Below are 22281 nucleotides of genomic sequence, written 5' to 3'. Positions count from 1 at the left end.
GGCGCCTGACCCGGCCCCACGCGCGACGACGGCGGCCGGCCCGGGGATCCCCGGGCCGGCCGCCGTCGTCGCGCGTGGGGCCGGGTCAGGCGCCGGGGACCACGCTGTCGAAGGCGTGCAGGTACGGGCCCACCGGGCGCACCTCGCCGACCGTGAGGCCGGCCTCGGTCATCCGCGCGACCATGCTCTCCCGGGTGTGCTTCTGCCCGCCGACGTTGAGCAGCAGCAGCAGGTCCATCGCGGTGGTGAAGCGCATGGACGCGCTGTCGTCCACCAGGTTCTCGATCACCAGCACCCGGGCCCCGGGGCGGGCGGCGGCGACGACGTTGCCCAGCGTCCTGCGGGTGCTGTCGTCGTCCCATTCGAGGATGTTCTTGATGACGTACAGGTCGGCCTGTACCGGGATCCGGTCGCGGCAGTCGCCGGGCAGCAGCGTGGCGCGGTCGGCGAGCGCACCGCCCTCACGCAGCCGCGGGTCGGCGTTGGCGACGACCTCGGGCAGGTCGAGCAAGGTGCCGCGCATCTGCGGGTAGCGCTCCAGCAGCCCGGCCAGCACGTGGCCCTGGCCGCCGCCGATGTCGGCGACCGAGGCGATGCCGGTCAGGTCGAGGCTGTCCACCACGTCCCGGGCGGACTGCATGCTGGAACGGGTCATGGCCTTGTTGAACACCGCGGCGGAGTCCGGCGCGTCCTCGTGCAGGTACTCGAAGAAGCGCTTGCCGTACAGGCCGGTGACGACGTCCCGGCCGGTGCGCACGGCCTCGTCGAGCCGCGGCCAGGCGTCCCAGGTCCACGGCTCGGTGCACCACAGGGCGATGTTGCGCAGCGAGTCGGGCGCGTCCTCGCACAGCATCCGCGACATCGCGGTGTGCGCGAAGCGGCCGTCGCCCTGCTCGGCGAAGACACCGTAGCTGCCCAGCGCGCGCAGCAGCCGGCCGAGCGGCCGGGCCTCGGTGCCCACCACCGCGGCCAGCTCCTCGGCGGTCGCGGGTTCGTCGCCGAGCGCGTCGGCGACGCCGAGCCGGGCGGCGGCGCGGACTGCGGCGGCGCACGCGGCGCCGAAGACCAGCTCGCGCATGCGCATCGCGGACTGGTCGGGGGCGTGCTGCGGCGCTGCGGGCGTGGCCTGCTGCGCCTCGGCGGTGGCCGCGGGCGCGGCGGCCGGTCGGGTCATGGTCATGGTCGGCCCTTTCGGTCGTGCCGGGTCGGGGGCGGGATCGGACGCGGCCGCGGCGTGCGCGGCGGTCCGGCGCGGCGGACGGTCAGCACCGGCCGGCCGGCTGGGAGACGGCGCAGGAGTTCGCGCTGAAGGTGTTGCCCGAGCCCTTGGTGTCGCGGTCGGCGATGTCGGCGGGCACGTTGCCGGTCAGGGTGTTGTCGTCGACCTGGTTGCGCAGGTCGGCGACGCCCACCTCGCTCGGGAAGAGCACGACGCCGCCGGACATGGGCGAGGCGCCGGAGTTGCCGCTGATGGTGTTGCCGGTGACACGGGTGTCCTCGGCGCCGGTGAGCAGCACGCCGGTGCCCTGGATGGCGGGGAGCCGGCCGCTGGCGGCGCAGAACTTGTTGTTCTCGGTGATCCGGTTGGCGCGGATGTCGAGGTCGCCGGCCTTCGGGTTGTTCTCGTCGCCGACGACGAAGACACCGCCGCAGTTGCCGGAGACGGTGTTGTCCTCGACGGTGAGGACGCGCGCCCGGCGGACGGTCACACCGATCCGGTTGCCGGTCAGGGTGTTGCCGGAGATCACGGTGCCCTGGGTGTCGAGCGCGCCGCCCTCCTCGCTGACGAAATTGGCGACGAAGATGCCGGACTGGCCGTTGTCGACGGCCCGGTTGTCGCTGAGCACCGCCCGGGTGGACTTCTCCTGGCTGATGCCCTGGGCGCCGTTGCCCTGCGCCAGGACGTGCCGGACGACCATGCGGTCGGTGTTGGAGGCGTCGATGCCGTCGGCGCGGAAGCCGGTGACGTCGAGGCCCTCGATGCGCACCGCGGTGAGCGGCTCGGACACGCCGGTCACACACAGGCCGTGCCCGGCGGCGGCGCACGCGGCCTGGGTCGTGGTGCCGCTGACGGCGGTGCCCTCCTTCGGCTGCGCCGCGGCGGTCTGCTTCTGCGCGGGCGCGGTGCCGGTGTCGGCGCCGGTGGTGGACGTCGTGGTGTTCATGTGGGTGCTCGGGGTGTCCGCCGAGGCGGCGCCGTCCGCAGGCGCGGACCCGGCGCCCTGGCCCGCCGGGGCGGTGAGGGTGACCTGCCCGGGGGCGGCGCCCATCAGCGTCACGTTCCGCGTGATCTGCACGCTCTCCCGGTAGGTGCCGGGCATCACCAGCACGGTGTCCCCGTCGGCGGCCGCGTCGACCGCCTCCTGGATGGACTGGCCCGCGCGCACCACGTGGAGGCTCCCCGCCGCGTGCGCGGCGGGCGCCACCATGACGCCGGCGCCGAGCGCCGCGGCCGCCATGACTCCCGCCAGGTATGTGCTGTGCCGTACGAGCATCGCTCTGACCTGCCTTTCTCGACCTGGCAGAGCGACAGCGCTGCGCAAGGTCCCAGGGCCTTCTTCGGATCGCGCCCGCCGTCTCGCCCCCTCGGGGGTGGGCGGCGCGGACGCGCTTCGAAGCTATGGGCGCCCTGGTCGGCCCGCCATTTGTGCGCGGGCATCCGGGGACGGCGCGGGGCCGCCGTGCGCGCGGTGCGCACGGCGGCCCCGTGGTGCCGTTCCGTCAGCCGGCCGCGGCCGCCGTCACGAGGCGGTGCAGACCGGGGTGCCGAGATCCGTCGCGGATCCGTTCAGGGTCATGCCCCACGAGGTGCTCGCGGACGGTGCGAGGGTGCCGTTGTAGGAGACGTTGCGCAGCGTCGTCGCGGGCGCCGACGTGTCGACGGCGGCGTTCCACACGCTCGCGACCTGGACGCCCGAGGGCAGTGTCAGCCGTACGGCCCAGCCGCCGGTCTGCCGGGTGCCGGTGTTCTGCACCGTCACGTCCGCCTGGAAGCCGCCGGACCAGGAGTTGCTGATGTGCACGGCCGCCGTGCAGCCGCCGGAGGCGGGCGGCGTGGTCGGCGGGGTCGTCGGGGGCGTGGTCGGGGGCGTCGTCGGCGGGGTGGTGGGGGGCGTGGTCGGAGGCGTCGAGCCGTCGCCGCCGCCGGTGGTGTAGCTGGTGGCCGTGTACGCCGCCGAGCACTGCCCGGAGCAGGACGCGGGGAGCGAGAAGTCGTAGGTCCGGCCGCCGAAGACGTAGGAGTCGGTGACGTCGCGGACGCGGATGCGGAAGTCGGTGCCGCCCGCGGTGATCGGGTCGAGGATGAAGGACTGGCCCATGTCGCCGTTCATCTGCGCGTCGTGCCAGGCGCCCGCGGAGTAGTACTCGACGCCGTGGATGCCGTTGGGCAGGTGCGAGACGGAGACCGCGCCCCAGTAGCGCTGGGCGCCCTGGAGGAAGCCGATCTTGATGTCGCCGGTGTAGCCCGGCGCCTCGACGTAGTGCCAGGAGACCTGGCGGTTGTTCCAGTGGTCGGCGAGGCCGCTGACCGCGCTGCCGTTCTGCGTGAAGTGGCCGAGCGAGGCGGTGTCCAGGTCCAGGTGGTTCGGGTCGTCGCGGCACCACGCGTTGGGGTCGGCGCAGCTGTCGGCGACCAGCATGGTGAGGGTGGCGCCGTCGTACTGGTCCGACGTCCAGCCGCCGCCGCGGCAGAAGGCCTGGCCGGCGGCGCCGTCGTTGGTGCCGGTGCAGTAGTCGCCGATGGTGACCTGCACATAGCGGCCGCAGTTGTGGCCGTTGTCCCAGGCGCCGATGATCGAGCTCTGCGAGGCGGGCACCGGGCGCTGGTACATCGTGTAGTCGCCCGGGGTGTCGAAGACGTTCAGCGCGACGAAGTCCGGGATGTCGAGCGCCGACTGGGGCATGCCGCAGCCGCCGTAGGGCTGGCCGAGGCCGTCGAAGTGGGTGGCGTTGCCGGTGACGTCGGCCGGGGCGGCGGCGGGCGTGGCCGCGGGGGCGGGCAGCATCGTCAGGAAGGACACCAGCGCCGCGGTGACGGCGGCGGCGAGCGCCGCGATCAGTCTGCGGTGCGGCCGGCGGCGGTGGTGCGCGGGTACGCGCATGGACGGCTCCTTGACGTGGGGGGAATGGGAGCGCTCCCATAGTCACCGCGCGGCCCGGCGCCGTCAACGGTCCCCGAAGCGGCGGCACATGACGGTACGGCAGTTCGCTGAACCGCGTAAGCAAGCGGCGGACGCGGACGGTCCCCCGCCGCGGGGAGGGCGGCGGGGGACCGTACGGATACGCGGCCGGCTCAGGAGACGGCGCAGGCCTTGCCGTTGAGGGTGAAGGCGGCCGGGACGCCGTTGGTGCCGGACACCGAGGAGGCGCTGAACCCGAAGGCGACGCTGCCGCCCGCCGGGACGGTGCCGTTGTAGGACGCGTTGGTCACGGTGACCTGCTTGCCGCTCTGCGCGGCGACGCCGTTCCAGATGTTGGTGATCTTCTGGTCACCGGGGAAGGAGAAGACCAGGCTCCAACTGCTCAGCGCCGAGGTGCCGTTGGTGATGGTCACGCTCGCGTTGAAGGCGCTGCCCCAGTCGTCGATGTGGTAGTTCACCGCGCAGGATCCCGCGGGCGGCGTCGTGGGGGGCGTCGTCGGAGGGGTCGTGGGCGGGGTGGTGGGCGGCGTGGTCGGCGGGGTGGTGGGGGGTGTCGTCGGGGGCGTGGTCGGGGGCGTCGTGGGCGGGGTGGTGCCGCCGCCGCTCTTGGCCTTGTCGGCGTTGGAGTGCGCGGTGAAGTAGCTCAGCACCGCATCGCCGTGCATCACCCCGTAGTTGCCGTCCTTGCTGCTGTTCATGTACCACCAGAAGGCGTCCGCGTCGCCGTTGCCGGACTCCATCGTGCTGTAGATGGCCGGCCAGTACGTGCTGCGGGTGCTCGCCGAGGTGTTGAACTCGCCCAGGAAGAACGGCTTCCCGGCGCCGGTGTGCGCGTCGGCGATGTATTTCGCGACGAGTGCCTGCGTGGCGCTCACCGAGAGGTTCGCCCAGCCCTCGGTCGGATAGATGTGCGCGGAGCAGAAGTCGATGTACTGCGACTGGCACTCGTACGTGTACGGCACGCCGTTGTCGCTGCCGTAGCCGTAGGCGCTGCCCTGGCCCTCGATGCCGTTGTCGATCATGTGGTGACCGTCGATGGACCGGATGTGCGCGCCGACCTTGTCCTCCCAGGCCCGGAAGGTCGCGCCGACCGTGTTGTCGGCCGGGTCGACGTCCTGGTAGCGCGGCTCGTTCATCAGCTCCCAGGAGAAGATGGTCGGGTCGTCCTTGTAGGCCACGCCCGTGTAGTGGTTGACCCGGTTGAGCGCGTAGTCGACGTAGAACTCGTAGTCGGCCAGGCATCCCGGGCACTTCGACGCGTCGAAGAAGTAGCCGGAGTTGGCGGTGGAGACGCCCTCCCAGCCGAGGACGGCGTTGACGCCGCCGTAGGCCGTCCAGTAGTTCTCCAGCGCCGGGACGACCCGCAGGCCGTGCTGCGCGGCGGAGTACAGGATGTAGTCGAACTCCGCCCACTCCTGCTCGTTCATGGTGTTCTTGGCGGGTTCGAAGCCGTGCCACTGCTCGTGGTCGAACATCCAGGTGCGGACGACGGTGACGCCGTCCGCCGCCATGTTCGCCATCTCGCTGTCGATGGCGGCCTTGTCCATGTACTGCGTCTCGGTGTCGCCCGAGCCGCTGCCGAAGGTGAACAGGTCGTAGGAGTTGGCTCCGGCGAAGTAGGCGGTCTTGCCGTCCACGCAGAAGTGCGTGCCGCAGCGCTGGACGAAGCCGGTGGTGGCGGCGCGGGCGGGGCCGGGGGCGGCGACGGCGAGAAGGGCGGCCATCAGTGCCGTCGTCACCGCGGCGAGCGCCGCCAGCCAGAAGCGTCGTGCTGGGAGTGTCATGCATTCTCCTCGGAATGTCCGGACGTTCCCTGACAGGAAGGCTGGTGCGGGTGACAGCGGAGTCGGATGGCGACTTCCGTCTGTACCGGTTAAGCAAGATGAAGGTACTGAGGCGTGACGGAAAGTCAAGGGATCCGCCGCACACGCCCGCGGAGCGCGCGGACCCCGCGGACCGGCCCCCGGAACCGGCCCCTCCGGCGGCGGGGCGGCGCGTCGTACGCGACAGCCCGCAGACGGGGTGTGCGGGAGGGCGCGGGCCGTCTGCGTGGGCGTCTCGATGCGGGGTAGCGTCCCGGAGTGGACGTACTGAGCGATGTGGTCGCGGCAGCCAGGACCGGGCGGCCGCGGTCGTCGCTGGTGCGCTGCTCCGCGCCCTGGGCACGGGAGTTCGGCCCCGGGCCGGACACCGTGTCGGTCCATGTGGTGCTGCACGGCGCGTGCGTGCTGCGCGTCGACGCGGCCGACGGCTCCGCCGCCTCCGCCGTGCCGGACGGCGAGGCCCTGACCGCGGTGGCGGCCTACGACGGCCCGCGCACCGCCGGCCACCCGCCGCCCGCACCGGGGTCCTGGCCGGTCCGGGCCCCGGCCGGGGCGCGCGCCGGCCCCGGCGACGTCCTGCTCGTCCCGCACGGCGCCGACCACCTGCTGACCGACCCGCTCGGCGGCCCGGACGCCCCCAGGCACCTCTCCCCCGGCGGCGCGGCGCGGCCCGCCGTCCGCGGCGGCGCCGTCCCGCCCGCGCACCTCAGGCCCGGCGGGCACGTCCCCGGTCCGCGCGGCGCCGAGCGCACCCCGCCGGACCCCGCACCGGGCGACGGGCCCGCGTCCGTCCTGCTCAGCGGCGGCTACCGGCTCGACCCGCGCTACGTCCACCCGCTGCTGCACGAACTCCCGGCGGTGCTGCACCTGCCCGCGAGCCCGGCGCGGCACCCGGACGTCACGGCCGCGGTCCGGCTGCTCGCCGGGGAGCTGGACCGGCCGCGGCTCGGCACGGACGCGCTCATCCCCCCGCTGCTCGACGCCCTGCTGCTCTACGCGCTGCGCGCGTGGTTCGCCGACCGGCCCGGACCCGACACCGCCGAGCCGGGCTGGGGTGCGGCGCTGACCGACCCGCCGGTGGCCGCCGCGCTGCGCGCGATGCACCGCGCCCCGGACGCCCCCTGGACCGTCGAACGGCTCGCCCGCGAGGCGGGTCTGTCCCGCGCCGCCTTCGCCCGCCGCTTCGCGTCCCTCACCGGACGCCCGCCGCTCGCCTACCTGACGTGGTGGCGGATGACGCTCGCCGCCCGGCTGCTGGCCGAGTCGTCGCTGCCGCTCGCGGGGGTCGCGGCCCGCGTGGGCTATTCCTCCGAATTCGCCTTCGCCCACGCCTTCAAGCGGTGGTACGGCGTGGCGCCCGGCCGGCACCGCCGGACGACCCAGGCCGCAGCCGCGTCCCACCGGCCGGTTCACGCGCCGACGGCGCGTCGGTAACCTGACCGGGACCGGCCGGAAGGAGCCCTGTGCCCAGCTACGCCTACTCCGCCACGATCGCCGCACCCGCCGCCCGGGTCTGGGAGGTGCTCGCCGCACCGGAGAAGTGGCCGGAGCTGACCCCGGCCATGACCTCGGTACGCGGTCTCGCCGGCCCGGACCTGGCCCTCGGCGCCCGCTTCGCCGTCCGCCAGCCCCGGCTGCGCCCCGCGGTCTGGCAGATCACCGCCCTCGACGAGGGCACGTCCTTCACCTGGGAGAGTCGCGCCCCCGGCGCCGTCTCCCGGGCCGGACACGTCGTCGAACCGGAGGGCACCGGCACCCGCCTCACCCTGACCCTCGACCAGTCCGGCGTCCTGTCCTGGCCGGTCGGCTTCCTCCTCGGCTCCACGATCCGCCGCTACCTCGCCCTGGAGGGCGAAGGCATCAAACGCCGCACGGAGCAGCCCGCGGCCCAGGAGTGAGCCCGGCCGCGATATTCGCTGGCCACCGTCCGCCGCGGTCTCCATAATGCCGCGGTGGATCCAGTGACGCTTGAGACCGACCGCCTGCTGCTGCGCGCCTTCACCCCGGACGACGTGGACGCGGTGTACGAGGCCTGCCAGGACGCGGACATCCAGTTCTACACGCCGGTCCCGGTGCCGTACCGGCGGGCCGACGCGGAGAAGCGCATCGGTGAGGACATGCCCGCGGGCTGGGCCGAGGACAAGAACTACACCCTCGGCGCCTTCCGCCGGGACACCGGCGACCTGGTCGGCCTGTACTGCCTGTTCGTCGTCAGCCCCGGCGTCTGGGAACTCGGCTACTGGGCGGCCCGGCAGCAGCGCGGACACGGCTTCTCGGTGGAGGCGGCCCGAGCCCTGTGCGACTGGGGCTGGGCCACCCTCGACGTCCACCGCATCGAATGGTGGGCGATGGTCGGCAACACCGGATCGCGCGCCGTCGCCGAGAAGATCGGCTTCACCGTCGAGGGCACGCTCCGCAACCGCGGCATAGCCAACGACGGCAAGCCGCACGACTGGTGGGTGGGGGGCCTGCTGAGGCCCTGACCTGCGGCGTGGCATGCTGGCACGATGAGCGACGCGCACGGCACCACCCTCGTCCGCTGGCCCGCCGAGGGACCGTCCGACGAGGCGCTGTCCGCGTTGCTCGCCGCTTACCACCTGCGGACGGAGTCCGAGAAGGGCGCCCCCGTCACGGGCACGGAAGACCTGCCGCCCCGCTACCGCGCCGAAGTGGCCGACCCGCGCACCGCCTTCGCGGGTGACACCGTCCTGGTGGCCGTGAGCGGCGGCACCGCCGCCGGGTGCGTCGTGGTGACGGCCCCCGCGAGCGGCCGCTCGGAGGTCAAGCGGCTGTGGACCGACCCGGCCCTGCGCGGCCGCGGCATCGCGTCGGCCCTGCTCGGCGCGGCCTTCACCCGGTCCGCGGCAGCGGGCGCGACCGCCGTGCGGCTGTCGGTCTGGAACTGGCGGACCGACGCGATCGCCCTGTACGAGCGGCTCGGCTTCACGGTGGTGGAGTCCTGGGACGAGCGGGACGCCCTGGTCTGCATGGAGCGGGCCCTCGGCTGACCGGCCACGCGGTCGCCGCCCCGGTCACTCCGGCCCGGTCATTCCGTCGCGGTCAGGCACTCGGCGAGCAGGTCGAGGACGTCGCGCCAGGCCCGCCGCGCGTGCCGCGGGTGGTAGCCGACGCCGGGGACCGTGGGGTGGTCGACCGTCGGATGGTGGAAGGCGTGCAGGGCGCCGCCGTAGACCACGAGGCGCCAGTCGACGCCCGCCGCCTGCATCTCGGCCGTGAACGCGTCCCGCACCGCGGGCGCCATGATCGGGTCCTCCGACCCGACCCCGGCCCACACCGGGCAGCGGATGCGCGCCGCCTCGCCCGGTCGGCCCGTGGTCAGCCCGTTGACCGTCCCGATCGCGCGCAGATCCGCCCCGTCGCGCCCGAGTTCCAGCCCGACGGCGCCCCCGGTGCCGTAGCCGACGGCGGCGATCCGGGCGGGGTCGGTGCGCGGCTCGGCGAGCAGCACGCCGAGCGCCGCACGGCCGACGGCCCGCATCCGCTCGGGGCTGGCGAGCAGCGGCATGCAGCGGTCCAGCATCTCCTGCGGGTCGCCCAGGTAGCGCCCGCCGTGCAGGTCGAAGGCCAGCGCCACGTACCCCAGCTCGGCGAGGGCGTCGGCCCGGCGGCGCTCCACGTCGCTGAGCCCCATGCCCTCCGGCCCGATCAGCACCGCGGGGCGGCGACCGGTTCCGGCCGGGAGTGCGAGGTGTCCGGTCATCGTCAGCCCGTCGGCCGGGTATTCGACCGTGCGCGTTGTCGTCGTCATATGACGGGACGGTAGTGACCGCCGGGTCCGACCGGGCCGCTGTTCTCCGCAGGCGGAACGGCGCGGTGGAGACTGTGGCCTGCTGAGGCGGACGGGCAGCGCACGCCTGCCGCGCGGCAGCGGGTCGGGCGCACCCGCGGCCTTCGCCCCGCGCGCACCCGGCGGGCAGGGCACCAACGGCCGCCCCGGCACCGCTTCCCGGGCGAACGGGCCTGCTGCTAGCGTGCGCTGATGGACGCTCTGGGCCCCGTGACATGGCCGCCGGAACCGATCAGGACGGAGCGGCTGGTGCTGCGCGCGTCCGAGGCGCGCGACCGGGCGGCGTTCGTCGAACTGCTCGCGTCGCCCGAGGTGCACACCTACCTGGGCGGTCCCCGGCCGCGGGCCGAGCTCGAACAGGAGCTGCCCGAGGTGCCCGAGCAGTGGCCCGGGAGCTTCGTCGTCGAGCTCGACGGCTCGATGATCGGGCAGATCCTGCTCAGGAGGGGGCCCCGCGACCGCCGCCCGGCCGCCGCGGGGAAGGCCGATCTCGGCTACCTGTTCCTGCCGCGGGCGTGGGGGTCCGGTTACGCCGCCGAGGCGTGCGCGGCGGCACTCGGCTGGCTGGACTCCGTCCTCCCGGGCGAACCGGTGGTGCTCGCCACCCAGACCGCCAACTCCGCCTCGATGCGCCTCGCGGCGCGGCTGGGCTTCACGGAGGCGGAGCGGTTCGAGGCGTGGGGCGCCGAGCAGTGGCTCGGCCTGCGGCACCCGGCGGCGCCGTCCGCCCGGCCCTGAGGGCGTGAGGCCGTGAGGCCGCCGGGCCGTCTCGTGGCCGGGTTTCCGGAGCGCCCGGCGGCGCCTGCCGCGACCTGACGCACACGCAACAGTTACGACACCGTAATAGCACCCCGCGTCCGCTCCGGCACGCTCCGCGCCCGCTCCCCCGGACGCCGCGCGCCCGTCCCGCCCGACGAGACGTCACCGCAGGTCAGAGCCCATGTCCCCGTGACGAACGGGGGCGCGGCGAACACCGCGGGCAGCGGCGCGGCAGGCGGTGGGACCCGGCCCCGCGGGGCGGCTGGTGCGGCTGTGAGCAGCGGTGTCACAGCTGGCCGAGAGCGCTCTCACGAAATCTTGACACCGGCTTCCCGCAGCCCGCAGGGTACGTCTGCAAGAGAGCGCTCTCACGCGCCCGCGGTCCGTGGGGCTGCCGGTCCCGGGTCGTACGAAGGTCGCAGACAGTCGCGGAAGGTGGTCGTCGTCATGTCGTCGTTCAGAGTTGCGGGCAGCGAACTCCCCGGCACCGTCACGGACACCGCCACCACGACCGCCACCGCCACCTCCACCGCCACTGCTCCGACAGCGGCGGCCCCGGCCACCGGCTTCCGCACCGGCGCGCACCCCGACGCACAGCCCGGCGCGCATCCCGACGCCGACACCGGCGGGCTGAGCCGCCGCTCCTTCATCACGACCGCCGCGCTGGCCTCCGCCGTGCCGCTGGGCACCGCCGCGGCGCCCGCCGCCGCCCAGGGCCAGGAGCGCCGACCGGGGCCCGCGGAGCCGGACTTCGGGCCGAACGTGCGGGTCTTCGACCCGGCCACCCCCGCCGCGGAGATCCAGGCCGCACTGGACGCCGCCGCCCAGCAGCAGGTCGTGGGCGAGTTCGGCACCGGCCGTTTCGCCTTCCTCTTCAAGCCCGGCAGCTACGACGTGGACGCCCAGCTCGGCTACTACACCTCGGTCGCGGGCCTGGGCCTGTCGCCCGACGATGTGACGATCAACGGCGCGGTGCGCGTCGAGGGCAGGCCGCAGCCGGGCGGCGGGGACAGCGCGCTCACCAACTTCTGGCGCTCGGCGGAGAATCTGGCCGTCGAGCCCGCGGGCGGGGCCAACCGCTGGGCGGTGTCGCAGGCCGCGCCGCTGCGCCGGGTGCACATCCGCGGCCGGCTCCTCCTGTCGCCGCGACTCGGCGGCTTCGCGAGCGGCGGCTACATCGCGGACTCGGTCGTCGACGGCGAGGTCGTCAACGCCTCGCAGCAGCAGTGGTTCACCCGCAACAGCACGGTCGGCGGCTGGTCCGACGCCGTGTGGAACCAGGTCTTCTGCGGTGTCACCGGCGCGCCCGCGCAGTCCTTCCCCGAGCCGCCGTACACCACGCTGCCGACCACCCCGGTCAGCCGTGAGAAGCCCTTCCTCTACGTGGACGCGACCGGCCGCTACCGGGTCTTCCTGCCCGCGCTGCGGCACGACACGGCGGGCGCGACCTGGAGCGCGGGGCACACCCCGGGCAGTTCGATCCCGATCGAGCAGTTCTTCGTCGCGAAGCCCACCGACTCGGTGCGCGCCATCAACAAGGCACTGGCGCAGGGCAAGCACCTGCTGCTGACCCCCGGCATCTACCGGCTGACCGGCACGATCAAGGTCAAGTGGGCGGGCACGGTGGTGCTGGGCCTCGGCTTCGCGACGCTCGTCCCGGTCACCGGAGCGGTCGCGATGCGGGTGGAGAACGTGCGCGGGGTGCGCATCGCCGGGCTGCTCTTCGACGCGGCCGAGGCCGAGTCGCGGGCGCTGCTGGAGATCGGCGGCGGGCGCGGCCGGCGCAGCGACCCGCAGGACCCGACGTCGGTGCAGGACGTGTTCTTCCGGGTCGGCGGCGCGGGCCCGGGGCGTACCGGCACGGCGCTGGTGGTGGGCAGTGACGACGTGCTGATCGACCATGTCTGGGCGTGGCGCGCCGACCACGGCAGCGGGGTGGGCTGGACGGTGAACACCGCCGAGCACGGCGTCGTCGTCAACGGTGCCGACGTCATGGCGACGGGGCTGTTCGTGGAGCACTTCCAGCGGGAGAACGTGCTGTGGAACGGCGAGGGCGGCCGTACGGTGATGTTCCAGAGCGAGCTGCCCTACGACCCGCCGCACCAGGGCGCCTACCGCCGTCCGGGCGCCGACGGCTACCCGGCGTACAAGGTCGCGGAGCAGGTGCGGCGGCACGAGGCGTGGGGGCTGGGCTGCTACTGCTTCTTCACGGTCGATCCGGAGATCCGGGTGCGCAGCGGGTTCGAGGCGCCGGTGACGGACGGGGTGCGCTTCCACGACGTGCTGACGGTGTCGCTCAACGGCGCCGGGGTCATCGAGCACGTCGTCAACGACCACGGCGGGGCCGCGCAGGGCACCGCGACCGTGCCGGTGCACGTGATCGACTACCCCGCGTACTGAACGGGAGTTGGATGCCACGGAACGTCACCAGGCGTTCTGCATGGGGCAGTTGAGGTCGCCCGAAGGCTTGCGGCTGCCTAGGATGGGGAGTGTTCCAGCTCACTTCCGCCTCGGCTGCGCCGGGCCGACGATGCCGCGAGGACCCGATGGACGACGCGTATGTCCCGCTGACGGACCGCATCGACGTCAACGTGCCCAGTGTGGCGCGGATGTACGACTACCTGATGGGCGGCAAGGACAACTACCCCGCCGACCGGGCGGCGACCGAGGAGCTGCTGGAGCAGGTCCCCAGCACCAAGGTGCTGGCCGTGAACAACCGCGCGTTCCTGCGCCGGGTGGTGCGGCGGCTCGCCGAGGACTACGGCATCCGGCAGTTCGTCGACCACGGCTCGGGCCTGCCGACGCAGGACAACGTGCACGAGGTGGCCCAGCGGGTCGACCCGGAGTGCCGGGTGGTCTACATCGACAACGACCCCATCGTGCTCGCGCACGGCCGGGCGCTGCTGGAGGAGAACGAGAACACCGCCGTGATCCAGGCGGACATGCGTGACACCGAGGCCGTGTGGTCGCATCCGGAGGTCAAGCGGCTCATCGACACCGAGCAGCCGGTCGCGGTGCTGTTCGTGTCGGTGCTGCACTGCATCCCGGACCGTGACGACCCGGCGGGTGTGGTGCAGCGCGCCGCGGCCAAGGTGCCGCCCGGCAGCTTCCTGGTGGTGTGCCAGCTGGTGAGCGAGGACGAGGAGACGCGGCGCGGCGTCACCGACTTCATGGACCGCACCACGGACGGCAACTGGGGCGAGGTGCGGCGCGAGGCGGACGTCCGGCACTTCCTGGAGGGCACCCGGCTGCTGGAGCCGGGGCTCGTCGAGGTGTCGACCTGGCGCCCGGACTCCGACCTGGTGCCGCGGCAGCCGAGCATGGAGTGGATCGAGTACGGGGGCGTCGGCCGGATCGACTGACGCCCCCGCTCGGCGTCAGCGATAGCGCTGGAGGGCCTGCTCCAGGAGCACCCGGCTGGCCGCCGGGGTCGCGGCGAGCGCGCTCAGCTCGTCCAGCGCGGCGCGGTAGTGGTCGACGTCGGCGAGCCGGTCGAGGTAGACCGCGCTCGTCATGTGCTCCAGGTACACCATGTCCGGCAGGAAGCCCTGCGCGAAGCGGAGGTAGGTGACGGACGTCCCCGGGGTCGCCGCGGCGCTCGCGGCGTAGGAGGCGATCTGCAGCCGTACACCGGGCTGACGCAGCACTTCCAGCAGATACGTGAGCTGCTCGCGCATCACCTCGGCGCCGCCGACCGGGCGGTGCAGCACGCCCTCGTCGACGAGCGCCCACAGCACGGGGGCGCCGGGCTCGGTCATCCGCCGCTGCCGCTCCAGGCGCAGATCGACGCGCCGGGCGTTCTCCTCGGCGGGCGCGAGGCGGTGGCCGCTGTGGACGACGGCCCGCGCGTACCGCTCGGTCTGGAGCAGGCCGGGCACGAACTGCGTCTCGTAGCTGCGTACCAGGTGGGCGTCCCGTTCCAGGCCGATGAGCTGCTGGAGCCAGTCGGGCACGATCTCGCCGTACGGCTGCCACCAGTCGGGGCCGGTGGCACGCTGCACCAGGCGGGCGATCTCGGCGCGCTCGGCCTCACCGACACCGTAGAGGTGCAGGAGTTCGTCGACGTCGCGGGCCTTGAGGGAGACGTGCGCGGTCTCCATGCGGCTGATCTTCGAGGCGTGCGCGCGGATGTGGGCGCCCGCCGCGGCCGGGGAGCAGCCGCAGCTCTCCCGCAGGGCACGCAGGTAGGTGCCGAGCACCCGGGACATGGCCCGGGAACCCATCTCGGGGCGGCGCTCGAACAGGGGTAAGGGCGAGGCGGGCTGCGGCTGTGCGGTCATGCGGGCTCCCCGAGTGGTACCGGAACGGCCGGTACTGCTCCGCGAAGCCCGCGACCCGCCCCAGGGGCGTCACACCGCAGGCTTCACACCGTGAAGGTGTCGAAGTCGCCGTCCTTGGCGCCTCCGACGAATGCGGTTATCTCCTCCCGTGTGTATACCAGAGCCGGCCCGTCGGGATAGCGGGAATTGCGAACCGCCACCCCTCCGTCGGGAAGTCGCGCGAACTCCACGCAGTTTCCGCTGGGGTTGCTGCGGGCGCTCTTGATCCATTCCACTCCGGGAATGCTGCTGGCCTGGACACCGTTGCCGAACTGCTCGGTCATGGCCGTACCGCCTCTCGGGCTCGCTTCCGCCGGCTGGTGCGCCGCACGGGCACCGTCGAGTGGTGTCCGCATCCGGGGTCTACCCCGCAACTGCAGCTGCAATTCCCGATGCAATTGCATACATTGCCCCGGCCCTCGCCACGTCTCCTGCCCGCGTCAGGTGGCGACAGCGCCGAGTGAGACGAATCCGCAGATCAGCACGAAGAGGATGGCCAGCAGCGGCCAGATGAAGCGCAGGTACCGGTCGTAGCGGACCTTGGCGAGCGAGACCCCGCCGATCGTCACGGCCGTGGTGGGCACCCACAGGTTCATCCAGCCGCTCGCGGCCTGCCACGCGGTGACGACGACCGCGCGGGAGACGCCCGCGAAGTCGGCGAGCGGCGCGAGGATCGGCATCGCGAGGGTGGCGTGGCCGGAGGTGGAGGGGATGAGGAAGGCCAGCGGCAGGTTGACGACGAAGACGATGACCGCGAAGAGCGCGTTCGACGATCCGGAGACGACGCCCTCGATGGCGTGCAGCACGGTGTCGGTCACCTTGGCGTTGTTCATGATGACCGTGACGCCGCGGGCCAGCATGATGACGAGCGCGGGCGAGATGAAGTCCGCCGCGCCCTGCACGATCGTGGAGCTGAGCTTCTGCTCCCCCATCCGCGCGAGCAGCCCGACGAGCACGGCCGCGACGACGAAGAGCGCGGCGAGTTCGGCGAAGGACCAGTCCAGCTCCCAGCCGTACGGCACGGCGTCGGCCTTGCCGGTGAGCGCGCTCGACCAGGGCACCACCGAGAAGATCATGAAGGTGAACACCAGGGCCACCCCGGCCAGCACGGTCTTGTGCCGCCGGGTCAGCTCCGGCGGCTCCTGGGTGCGTTCCGCGCCCTGCTCGCGGTCGCCGGGCAGGAAGCCGCTGATCGAGCGTTCGGGGCGGCGCTGCACCCGGTGGCCGTAGCGGACCACGTAGCCGACCGTCACGGCGGTCAGCACGACCCACATCAGGGAGCGCAGCGCGATGCCGTCGCCGAGCGAGATGTCGGCGGCCGAGGAGGCGACACCGGTCGCGAAGGGGTTGACGGTGGAGCACAGCACGCCGACGCCCGCGCCGAGGATGATCGTGCCGGTGGCCACCATGCGGTCGTAGCCGAGGGCGAGCATCAGCGGCACGATCAGCCCGTAGAAGCCCAGGGTCTCCTCGGCGAAGCCCTCGACCGTGCCGAGCACCGAGAAGACGACCATGATGCCGGCGATCAGCAGGGCGCCGCGGGTGCGCAGCGCGTGCGCGAGCCGGGCGATGCCGCGGTCCAGGGCGCCGGTCGCGAAGACCACGGTGATGAACGCGCCGATGGCCAGCACGAAGAGGAAGACGCCCGCGCTGCCGTACAGGTCGCCGGTGTTGTCCGGGCCGACGGCGCCGGTCTTCGGGTCCTGGATGCCGTAGAGGCCGTTGACCGGTGAGAGGAAGAGGTCTTTGAGGTGGCCGCCGAAGCTCAGGCCGGAGGGGACGTGGTGGTAGGTGCCCTGGACCGGCTTGCCGTCGGCGTTGCGGCGGTACTCGCCGGACGGGATCGCGAAGGCCAGCGCCCACACCGCGACGGTGACCAGGGCCAGGACGGTCAGCGCGCTGGGAAAGGTGAAGCGGTGCCCACCGCTCCCGCCGCCGTCGCCCCCGCCGTCGGCGGGCGGCGGCCCGGCGCCGTCCGCCGACGTGCCGGGGCCCGCCGTCGCGGCGCTCACCGCCGGCCGCCCGCCGCCCTGAAGTCCGCGGCGTACTCGCGCAGGAAGGCCGCCTCGGCGACGACGGCGCCGCGCAGTTCGGAGAAGAGCACCCGCTCGTTGGGCGCGTGCAGGTTGCACATGCTGTCCTGCGCGCCGAAGAGCAGCACCTCGGCGTCCGGCACGGCCCTCGCGAGCCCGTTGACCAGCGGGATGGAGCCGCCGCTGGCCGCCAGTTGCGCCTCGCTCCCCCAGCCCTCGCGCAGCGCCGCGCGCGCCGCCCGGTAGGCGGGCCCGTCCGTGGCGGGTTCAAAGCCGGGGCCCGCGTCGCTCGGGGTGACGGTCAGCGCGATGCCGTACGGGCGCTGGGCGCGCAGGTGCCGTACCAGTGCGTCGGTGGCCTCCCGCGGGTCCTGCTGGGGGTGCACGCGCAGGTTGAGCTTGGCGCGGGCGTAGGGGACGACGGCGGAGGCGGCGCCGTCCACGGCGGGGGCGTCCAGGCCGATCACGGTGATCGCCGGGCCGCTCCACAGCCGCTCGCCGAGGCTCCCGCTGCCGGTCAGCGGCATCCCGTCGGCGACGGTGGCCAGTTCGCGGAATTCCTCCTCGGTGTACGACGCGCCCCGCCACTCCTCGCGGCGCAGCCCCTCGACGGCGACGTCACCGTGCTCGTCGTGCAGCCCGGCGAGGGCGCGCAGCAGCGCGAGGAGCGCGTCGGGGGCGGCCCCGCCGAACTCCCCGCTGTGCCGGGCCTCGGCGAGGGTGCGGACCTCCACCACGACCTCGGCGACCCCGCGCAGACCCGTCGTCAGGGTGGGGGTGCCGGGGCGCAGGTTGCCCATGTCGGCGATGACCATCGCGTCGCACGCGAAGCGCGCGGGGTCGGTCGGCGGGTAGTCGTCGAAGGCGCTGCCGTACTCCTCCTGGCCCTCCAGGACGATCTTCAGGCCGGTCGGCGGGCGGCCGCCGTACGCGCGCAGCACCCCGATGTGGGCGATGACGTTGGACTTGTCGTCGGCGATCCCGCGCGCCCGCAGGCCCCCCTCGACGGGTGTCGGCTCGAACGGCGGGGAGAGCCACAGCGACTCGTCGCCGGGCGGCTGGACGTCGTAGTGGCCGTAGAGCAGCACGGTCGGCGCGTCCGGGTCCGGCGGCGGCACCTCGGCGTAGATCACCGGCGCGGTGTCGGGCAGGTCGAGGCGCTCGATGTGCTCGACCCCGGCGTCCCGCAGCAGCTCCACCAGCAGGTCGTGGGCGCGCTCGACCTCGGCGCGCGGGTAGCCGGGGAAGGCGACGGAGGGGATCGCGGCGAGCCGGGCGAGGTCCGCGGTCAGGCCCTCCATCAGGCTGTCCACCGTGCTGCTGAGGTCCATCGGCGCTCCCCGGTCCGGCTGGTCCGTGCCCGGTCCCGGGCGCGGCTGTCCACCTCAGACCCTGGCGCACGCCGCGCCGCCCGTGCAGGCCGGGGTGGGCCGAACGGGCGGCGGGCGGACGGCGGACGGCGGACCGCGGCTCAGGCCGCGCGCACCTCCAGCAGCAGCGCCTGACCGGGGTTCAGCGTCGGCATGGGCAGCCCGGCGTGCACCGCGACCGCCCCCGGCAGCGGCACCCAGCCTTCCAGCGCGGCGGTGAACCAGGCGGGTCCGGCGTTCTGGTGCAGCGACGGCAGGCCGGGCTCGGTGCGGATCCGCACCCGGTAGGCGGCGGCGGCGTCGAGGCCGGGCAGCGGCACGCGTCCGGCCTGGCCGTCGGCCGAGGTCTCGGTGCGGGCCCAGCAGTAGAGCGCGGCGGAGGTGTCGGGCGCGACCACGCCGTGCAGCAGCACCGCGTCGTCCGGGAGGTCGGCGCGGACCTGCCGTCCGCTGTGCAGCAGCGGGCGAAGCTCGCGGTAGAGCGCCGTCCAGGCGGTGATGAGCGCGAGTTCCTCCGGCGCGCAGGCGGTGAGGTCCTGCTCGATGCCGGGGTGGCCGAAGAGGCTGGTCACGAGGCGGAAGGAGGCGGTGGTGACGCGTGCGGTGGTGTGGCTGCGCTCGGCGCCGACGTGCGAGCCCATCAGCTCGGGCGGCAGCAGCTGCCCCGTCCAGCGCTGGATCGCCTGGCGTTCGACCGGGTCGTTGCAGTCGGAGGTCCAGACCCGGTCGGTGCGGGCGAGGATGCCGAGGTCGACACGGGCGCCGCCGGAGGCGCAGCTCTCGATCTCCAGTCCAGGGTGGCGGGCCCGCAGCGTGTCGAGCAGCCGGTAGAGCGCCTCGACCTGGGCGTGGCCCGCGGGCCGGTCGCCGGGTCCGTGCACGGCTTCGTGCAGATCCCGGTTGTGGTCCCACTTGAGGTAGCCGATGCCGTACTCGCCGACGAGCGTGCCGATGCGCTCCAGCAGGTACGCCCAGGCGTCCGGGTGGCTGATGTCGAGCACGTACTGCTGCCGCGAGGTGGGGCCGAGGCCGCGCGCGGGGCCGAGGATCCAGTCGGGGTGGGCGCGGGCCAGCTCGGAGTCGGGGTTGACCATCTCCGGCTCGACCCACAGCCCGAAGTCCATGCCGAGCGCGCGGACGTGGTCGGCGAGCGGGCTAAGGCCGTCGGGCCACACGGCGGGGTCCACGTACCAGTCGCCGAGGCCGGCGTTGTCGGCGCGGCGGCCGGTGAACCAGCCGTCGTCCAGCACGAAGCGCTCGACGCCGACCTCGGCGGCCCGGTCGGCGAGGCGGCGCAGCCGGTCGAGGTCGTGGTCGAAGTAGACGGCCTCCCAGCTGTTGAGGACGACCGGCCGGGGGCTGTGCGGGTGGCCGGGGCGGGCGCGCAGCAGGGCGTGGAAGCGGTCGGCGAGGCCGTCGAGTCCGGTGCCGGACCACGCGAAGTGGCACACGGGGGTGCGGTAGGTGTCGCCGGGCGCGAGGCGGATCTCGCCGGGCCGCAGCAGTTCGCCGCCGCCGAGGACACCGCCGTGCACGCCCGCGCCCTCGGGCAGCCGTTCGGCGAGGTAGCGCTGGTCGCCGCTCCAGGCGATGTGCACGCCCCACACCTCGCCGGTGCGGAAGCCGAAGCCGGGCGCGCCGGCGGCGAGCAGGTAGGGCGAGTCGGCGCCGGGCTTGCCGCGCCGCGCCTCGCGGACGTGGCTGCCGTAGCCGAGCGGGCGGCGCTGCGGCACCCGCTCGCGGCTCCACTTGCCGGTGAAGTCCAGCAGTTCGGTGGCCCGTCCGGGCAGCGGCAGCAGGGTGGTGACGCGCGCGAGGTCGTACGGCTCGGGTCCGGCGTCGGCGCGACGCGTCAGGGTGGCCGAGGCGGCGAGCACGCCGGAGGGTTCGAGACGGTACGTCAGCTCGGTGTCGAGGCCGGTCGCGGTGTCGGTGAGGGACAGCACGATCTCGCCGCCGCCCGCCGGGGACCGCGTGTGCGTGCTGCCGGTCAGCACCGGTCCGGGCGCGGCGCCGCCGCCCGCCGCGTGGCCCTCCTGCGCCGGGGTCCCGGACCAGCCGTCGGCCTCGGTGGGCCAGACGGTCAGCCGGCGCGGCACGTCGAGGGCGTTGTTGAGCACCGCCTGGTCGGCGGTCAGGGCGAGCGCGGCGGTGTCCGCGTCCGACAGCGCGCCGAGGTCGGCGCCCCAGTGCAGTACGCGGGGCACCGGCGCGGTCAGTTCGACGACGAGCGCGGTGCCCGCGGCCCGCAGGGCGAGGACACGGGCGGGGGGTGTCGGCATGGGGAGTCCTTTCAGGCCTCGCGTTCGATCATGGTGAATCTAGGGTTTTTTTCCTCCGTTGGTCAACAGATTCCAACGCGATGGTCGGCGGCCCGGCAGCTAGCCGCCACACGGTACGGTGCCGGGCATGACCTCAGCCGCTGCCCACGCCCCCGGCCCGGTGACCGCCGACGACGTCACCGAGGCCGTCCGCCTGTCGATCGCCGCCCTGCGCGAAGCCCCCGACGACGGCTGGGACGCCCCGGCGGGCGGTCTGACGTGGACGTGCTGGCAGACCGCGGAGCACCTGGCCGACGACCTGTTCTCGTACGCCCTGCAAATCGGGCCGGAGCGGCCGCCGCTGGACGCCCTGGTGCCGGTGGTCTACCGCAGCGAGTTCCCGGGCGGGCCGGTGAGCACGGTCTTCGTCGACCGCGCCGCGGGGCCCGCAGGCCTGCTCCAGGTGCTGGACGGCTGCGGCGCGCTGCTGGCCGCGATGGTGCGGGTGACCCCGCCGCAGGTGCGCGCGCACCACGGCTTCGGCGCCGCCGACCCGGAGGGCTTCGCGGCGATGGGCGTCGTCGAGACGCTCGTCCACGTCCACGACATCGCCGCGGGGCTCGGCCTGCCGCCCTTCACCCCGCCGCCTGCCCTGTGCGCCCGCACCCTGCGCCGCCTCTTCCCGCACGCCCCCGCGGACACCGATCCCTGGCCCGCGCTGCTGTGGTCGACCGGCCGCGTCGCCCTGCCGGACCGCCCGCGCCAGGAGAAGTGGCGCTGGTACGGCGAACCGCGCGGCTGACAGGCGGCGCCGGCGCGGCGTCGAGACGTCCCCGCGCGGGAAGGGCCCCCCGGGCGGGAGCGCGTCCGCGGTTCAGGGCAGCGGGGCGGCGGACGCGGGCACGAGCAGGGGGGCCAGCAGGTCGCCGTGGGCGGCCAGCCGCGCGGGGACGTCGGCGATCGTGAAGGCCAGGTCGGCGGGCGAGGCGGCGGATTCCACCTCGTCCCAGGACAGCGGCGTGGAGACGGTGGGCTCGGGGCGGGCGCGGACGGTGTAGGGGGTCGCGGTGGTCTTCTTGCGGGAGTTCTGCGACCAGTCGAGGAAGACGCGCCCGGTGCGGTCGGCCTTGGCCATGCGGGAGACGACGCGGTCGGGGTGGGCGCGCTCCAGCTCGCGGGCGACGGCGCGGGTGTAGGACGAGGCCCGCTCGGCGTCGGCGTCGCGCAGCGCCGCGTACAGGTGCAGCCCCTTGGAGCCGCTGGTCTTCGCCCAGGCGTGCAGCCCGTCGGCGGCGAGCCGGTCGCGCAGCAGCAGCGCCACCTCGCAGCAGTCGACGACGGTGCGCCCGGGTCCGGGGTCGAGATCGACAACCAGCCGGTCCGCGGCGCCGGGTTCCGCCGACCGCCACTGCGGGGTGTGGATCTCCACACAGGCCAGGTTCGCCGCCCACATCAGGGTGGCCAGGTCGTTGATCTGGACCTGCGGCATCAGCTCGCCGCTCTTGCGCAGCGTCTCGGAGGTCGTCACCCACTCGGGCGTACCGGCGGGCGGGCGTTTCTGGAAGAAGCGCTGCCCCTGCACGCCGTCGGGGGTGCGCACGAAGCTCACCGGGCGCCCGGCGCAGTGCGGGATCAGGGCGTCGGCCACGGTCGCGTAGTAGTGCAGCAGCTCGCCCTTGGTGGTGCCGGTGTCCGGCCACAGGACCCGGTCGAGGTGGCTGAGGGTGATCCGGCGGCCCCCGACCTCGGTGATCGGCATATCCTAA

At 74.0% G+C, this 22281-nt stretch carries 19 protein-coding genes; 8 read left to right on the top strand and 11 right to left on the bottom strand.

Annotated elements, in window-relative coordinates; translation table 11 throughout:
• Window positions 1–85: 85 nt before the first annotated feature.
• The 4 genes from ACWERV_RS21685 to ACWERV_RS21670 form a co-directional block, all read right to left on the bottom strand.
• Window positions 86–1180 carry a methyltransferase gene (locus ACWERV_RS21685; protein ID WP_452935386.1) on the bottom strand — a complete coding sequence of 365 codons (1095 nt, stop codon included), beginning with the start codon at window positions 1178–1180 and terminating at the stop codon, window positions 86–88.
• Window positions 1181–1262: 82 nt separating this feature from the next.
• On the bottom strand, window positions 1263–2495 hold the full coding sequence (locus ACWERV_RS21680; protein WP_452935383.1) for a right-handed parallel beta-helix repeat-containing protein: 1233 nt from the start codon (window positions 2493–2495) through the stop codon (window positions 1263–1265).
• A gap of 246 nt (window positions 2496–2741) precedes the next feature.
• The gene (locus ACWERV_RS21675; RefSeq protein WP_452935380.1) at window positions 2742–4103 is read right to left on the bottom strand and encodes a cellulose binding domain-containing protein; all 1362 of its coding nucleotides are present in this window, start codon (window positions 4101–4103) and stop codon (window positions 2742–2744) included.
• 191 nt (window positions 4104–4294) lie between these two features.
• Window positions 4295–5926, bottom strand: a complete 1632-nt coding sequence (locus ACWERV_RS21670; protein WP_452935377.1) for a cellulose binding domain-containing protein — start codon at window positions 5924–5926, stop codon at window positions 4295–4297.
• A 297-nt stretch (window positions 5927–6223) separates the two neighbouring features.
• On the opposite strand from ACWERV_RS21670, the gene ACWERV_RS21665 reads away from it, so the two are divergent.
• Genes ACWERV_RS21665 through ACWERV_RS21650 form a run of 4 tightly spaced genes read left to right on the top strand, consistent with a single transcriptional unit; the run spans window position 6224 to window position 8973 of the window.
• Window positions 6224–7399, top strand: coding sequence for an AraC family transcriptional regulator (locus ACWERV_RS21665; protein ID WP_452935374.1), 1176 nt, complete (start codon window positions 6224–6226; stop codon window positions 7397–7399).
• A 29-nt stretch (window positions 7400–7428) separates the two neighbouring features.
• Window positions 7429–7863 carry an SRPBCC family protein gene (locus ACWERV_RS21660; RefSeq protein ID WP_452935371.1) on the top strand — a complete coding sequence of 145 codons (435 nt, stop codon included), beginning with the start codon at window positions 7429–7431 and terminating at the stop codon, window positions 7861–7863.
• A 54-nt stretch (window positions 7864–7917) separates the two neighbouring features.
• Window positions 7918–8448: a GNAT family N-acetyltransferase gene (locus ACWERV_RS21655; protein WP_398344352.1), complete on the top strand. Its 531-nt coding sequence runs from the start codon at window positions 7918–7920 to the stop codon at window positions 8446–8448.
• A gap of 24 nt (window positions 8449–8472) precedes the next feature.
• Complete coding sequence (locus ACWERV_RS21650; protein WP_452935368.1) at window positions 8473–8973, top strand: GNAT family N-acetyltransferase; 501 nt, start codon at window positions 8473–8475, stop codon at window positions 8971–8973.
• A 38-nt stretch (window positions 8974–9011) separates the two neighbouring features.
• On the opposite strand, the gene ACWERV_RS21645 is transcribed toward ACWERV_RS21650, so the two are convergent.
• The gene (locus ACWERV_RS21645; protein WP_398188385.1) at window positions 9012–9734 is read right to left on the bottom strand and encodes a dienelactone hydrolase family protein; all 723 of its coding nucleotides are present in this window, start codon (window positions 9732–9734) and stop codon (window positions 9012–9014) included.
• A 231-nt stretch (window positions 9735–9965) separates the two neighbouring features.
• Between ACWERV_RS21645 and ACWERV_RS21640 the strand changes: the two genes are divergently transcribed.
• From ACWERV_RS21640 to ACWERV_RS21630, 3 genes are all read left to right on the top strand, one after another.
• Window positions 9966–10511, top strand: coding sequence for a GNAT family N-acetyltransferase (locus tag ACWERV_RS21640; protein ID WP_452935365.1), 546 nt, complete (start codon window positions 9966–9968; stop codon window positions 10509–10511).
• A 468-nt stretch (window positions 10512–10979) separates the two neighbouring features.
• Window positions 10980–12932: a coagulation factor 5/8 type domain-containing protein gene (locus ACWERV_RS21635; RefSeq protein WP_452935362.1), complete on the top strand. Its 1953-nt coding sequence runs from the start codon at window positions 10980–10982 to the stop codon at window positions 12930–12932.
• Window positions 12933–13078: 146 nt separating this feature from the next.
• Window positions 13079–13894 (top strand): SAM-dependent methyltransferase, encoded by an 816-nt coding sequence (locus tag ACWERV_RS21630; protein WP_452935360.1) that lies wholly within the window; start codon window positions 13079–13081, stop codon window positions 13892–13894.
• 15 nt (window positions 13895–13909) lie between these two features.
• Here the strand turns inward: ACWERV_RS21630 and ACWERV_RS21625 are convergent, their stop codons facing one another.
• The 5 genes from ACWERV_RS21625 to ACWERV_RS21605 form a co-directional block, all read right to left on the bottom strand.
• On the bottom strand, window positions 13910–14812 hold the full coding sequence (locus ACWERV_RS21625) for a helix-turn-helix domain-containing protein (RefSeq protein WP_452935357.1): 903 nt from the start codon (window positions 14810–14812) through the stop codon (window positions 13910–13912).
• 83 nt (window positions 14813–14895) lie between these two features.
• The gene (locus ACWERV_RS21620; RefSeq protein ID WP_398188369.1) at window positions 14896–15135 is read right to left on the bottom strand and encodes a DUF397 domain-containing protein; all 240 of its coding nucleotides are present in this window, start codon (window positions 15133–15135) and stop codon (window positions 14896–14898) included.
• A gap of 156 nt (window positions 15136–15291) precedes the next feature.
• Complete coding sequence (locus ACWERV_RS21615) at window positions 15292–16746, bottom strand: YfcC family protein (protein WP_452935391.1); 1455 nt, start codon at window positions 16744–16746, stop codon at window positions 15292–15294.
• A gap of 113 nt (window positions 16747–16859) precedes the next feature.
• Window positions 16860–18215 (bottom strand): M20/M25/M40 family metallo-hydrolase, encoded by a 1356-nt coding sequence (locus ACWERV_RS21610; protein ID WP_452935354.1) that lies wholly within the window; start codon window positions 18213–18215, stop codon window positions 16860–16862.
• Between the two features lie 140 nt (window positions 18216–18355).
• Window positions 18356–20536 (bottom strand): alpha-galactosidase, encoded by a 2181-nt coding sequence (locus ACWERV_RS21605; protein ID WP_452935351.1) that lies wholly within the window; start codon window positions 20534–20536, stop codon window positions 18356–18358.
• 127 nt (window positions 20537–20663) lie between these two features.
• On the opposite strand from ACWERV_RS21605, the gene ACWERV_RS21600 reads away from it, so the two are divergent.
• The gene (locus ACWERV_RS21600) at window positions 20664–21317 is read left to right on the top strand and encodes a maleylpyruvate isomerase N-terminal domain-containing protein (RefSeq protein WP_452935348.1); all 654 of its coding nucleotides are present in this window, start codon (window positions 20664–20666) and stop codon (window positions 21315–21317) included.
• Between the two features lie 72 nt (window positions 21318–21389).
• Here ACWERV_RS21600 and ligD read toward each other — a convergent pair whose 3' ends face one another.
• A complete protein-coding gene (gene ligD, locus ACWERV_RS21595) occupies window positions 21390–22274 on the bottom strand; it encodes a non-homologous end-joining DNA ligase (RefSeq protein WP_452935347.1) in 885 nt (294 codons plus the stop codon).
• Between the last annotated feature and the right edge of the window lie 7 nt (window positions 22275–22281).

Source organism: Streptomyces sp. NPDC004031 (assembly GCF_053604375.1).
The sequence above is the reverse complement of the archived record's forward strand: the minus strand, read 5'-3'. Positions and strand labels throughout refer to the sequence as shown.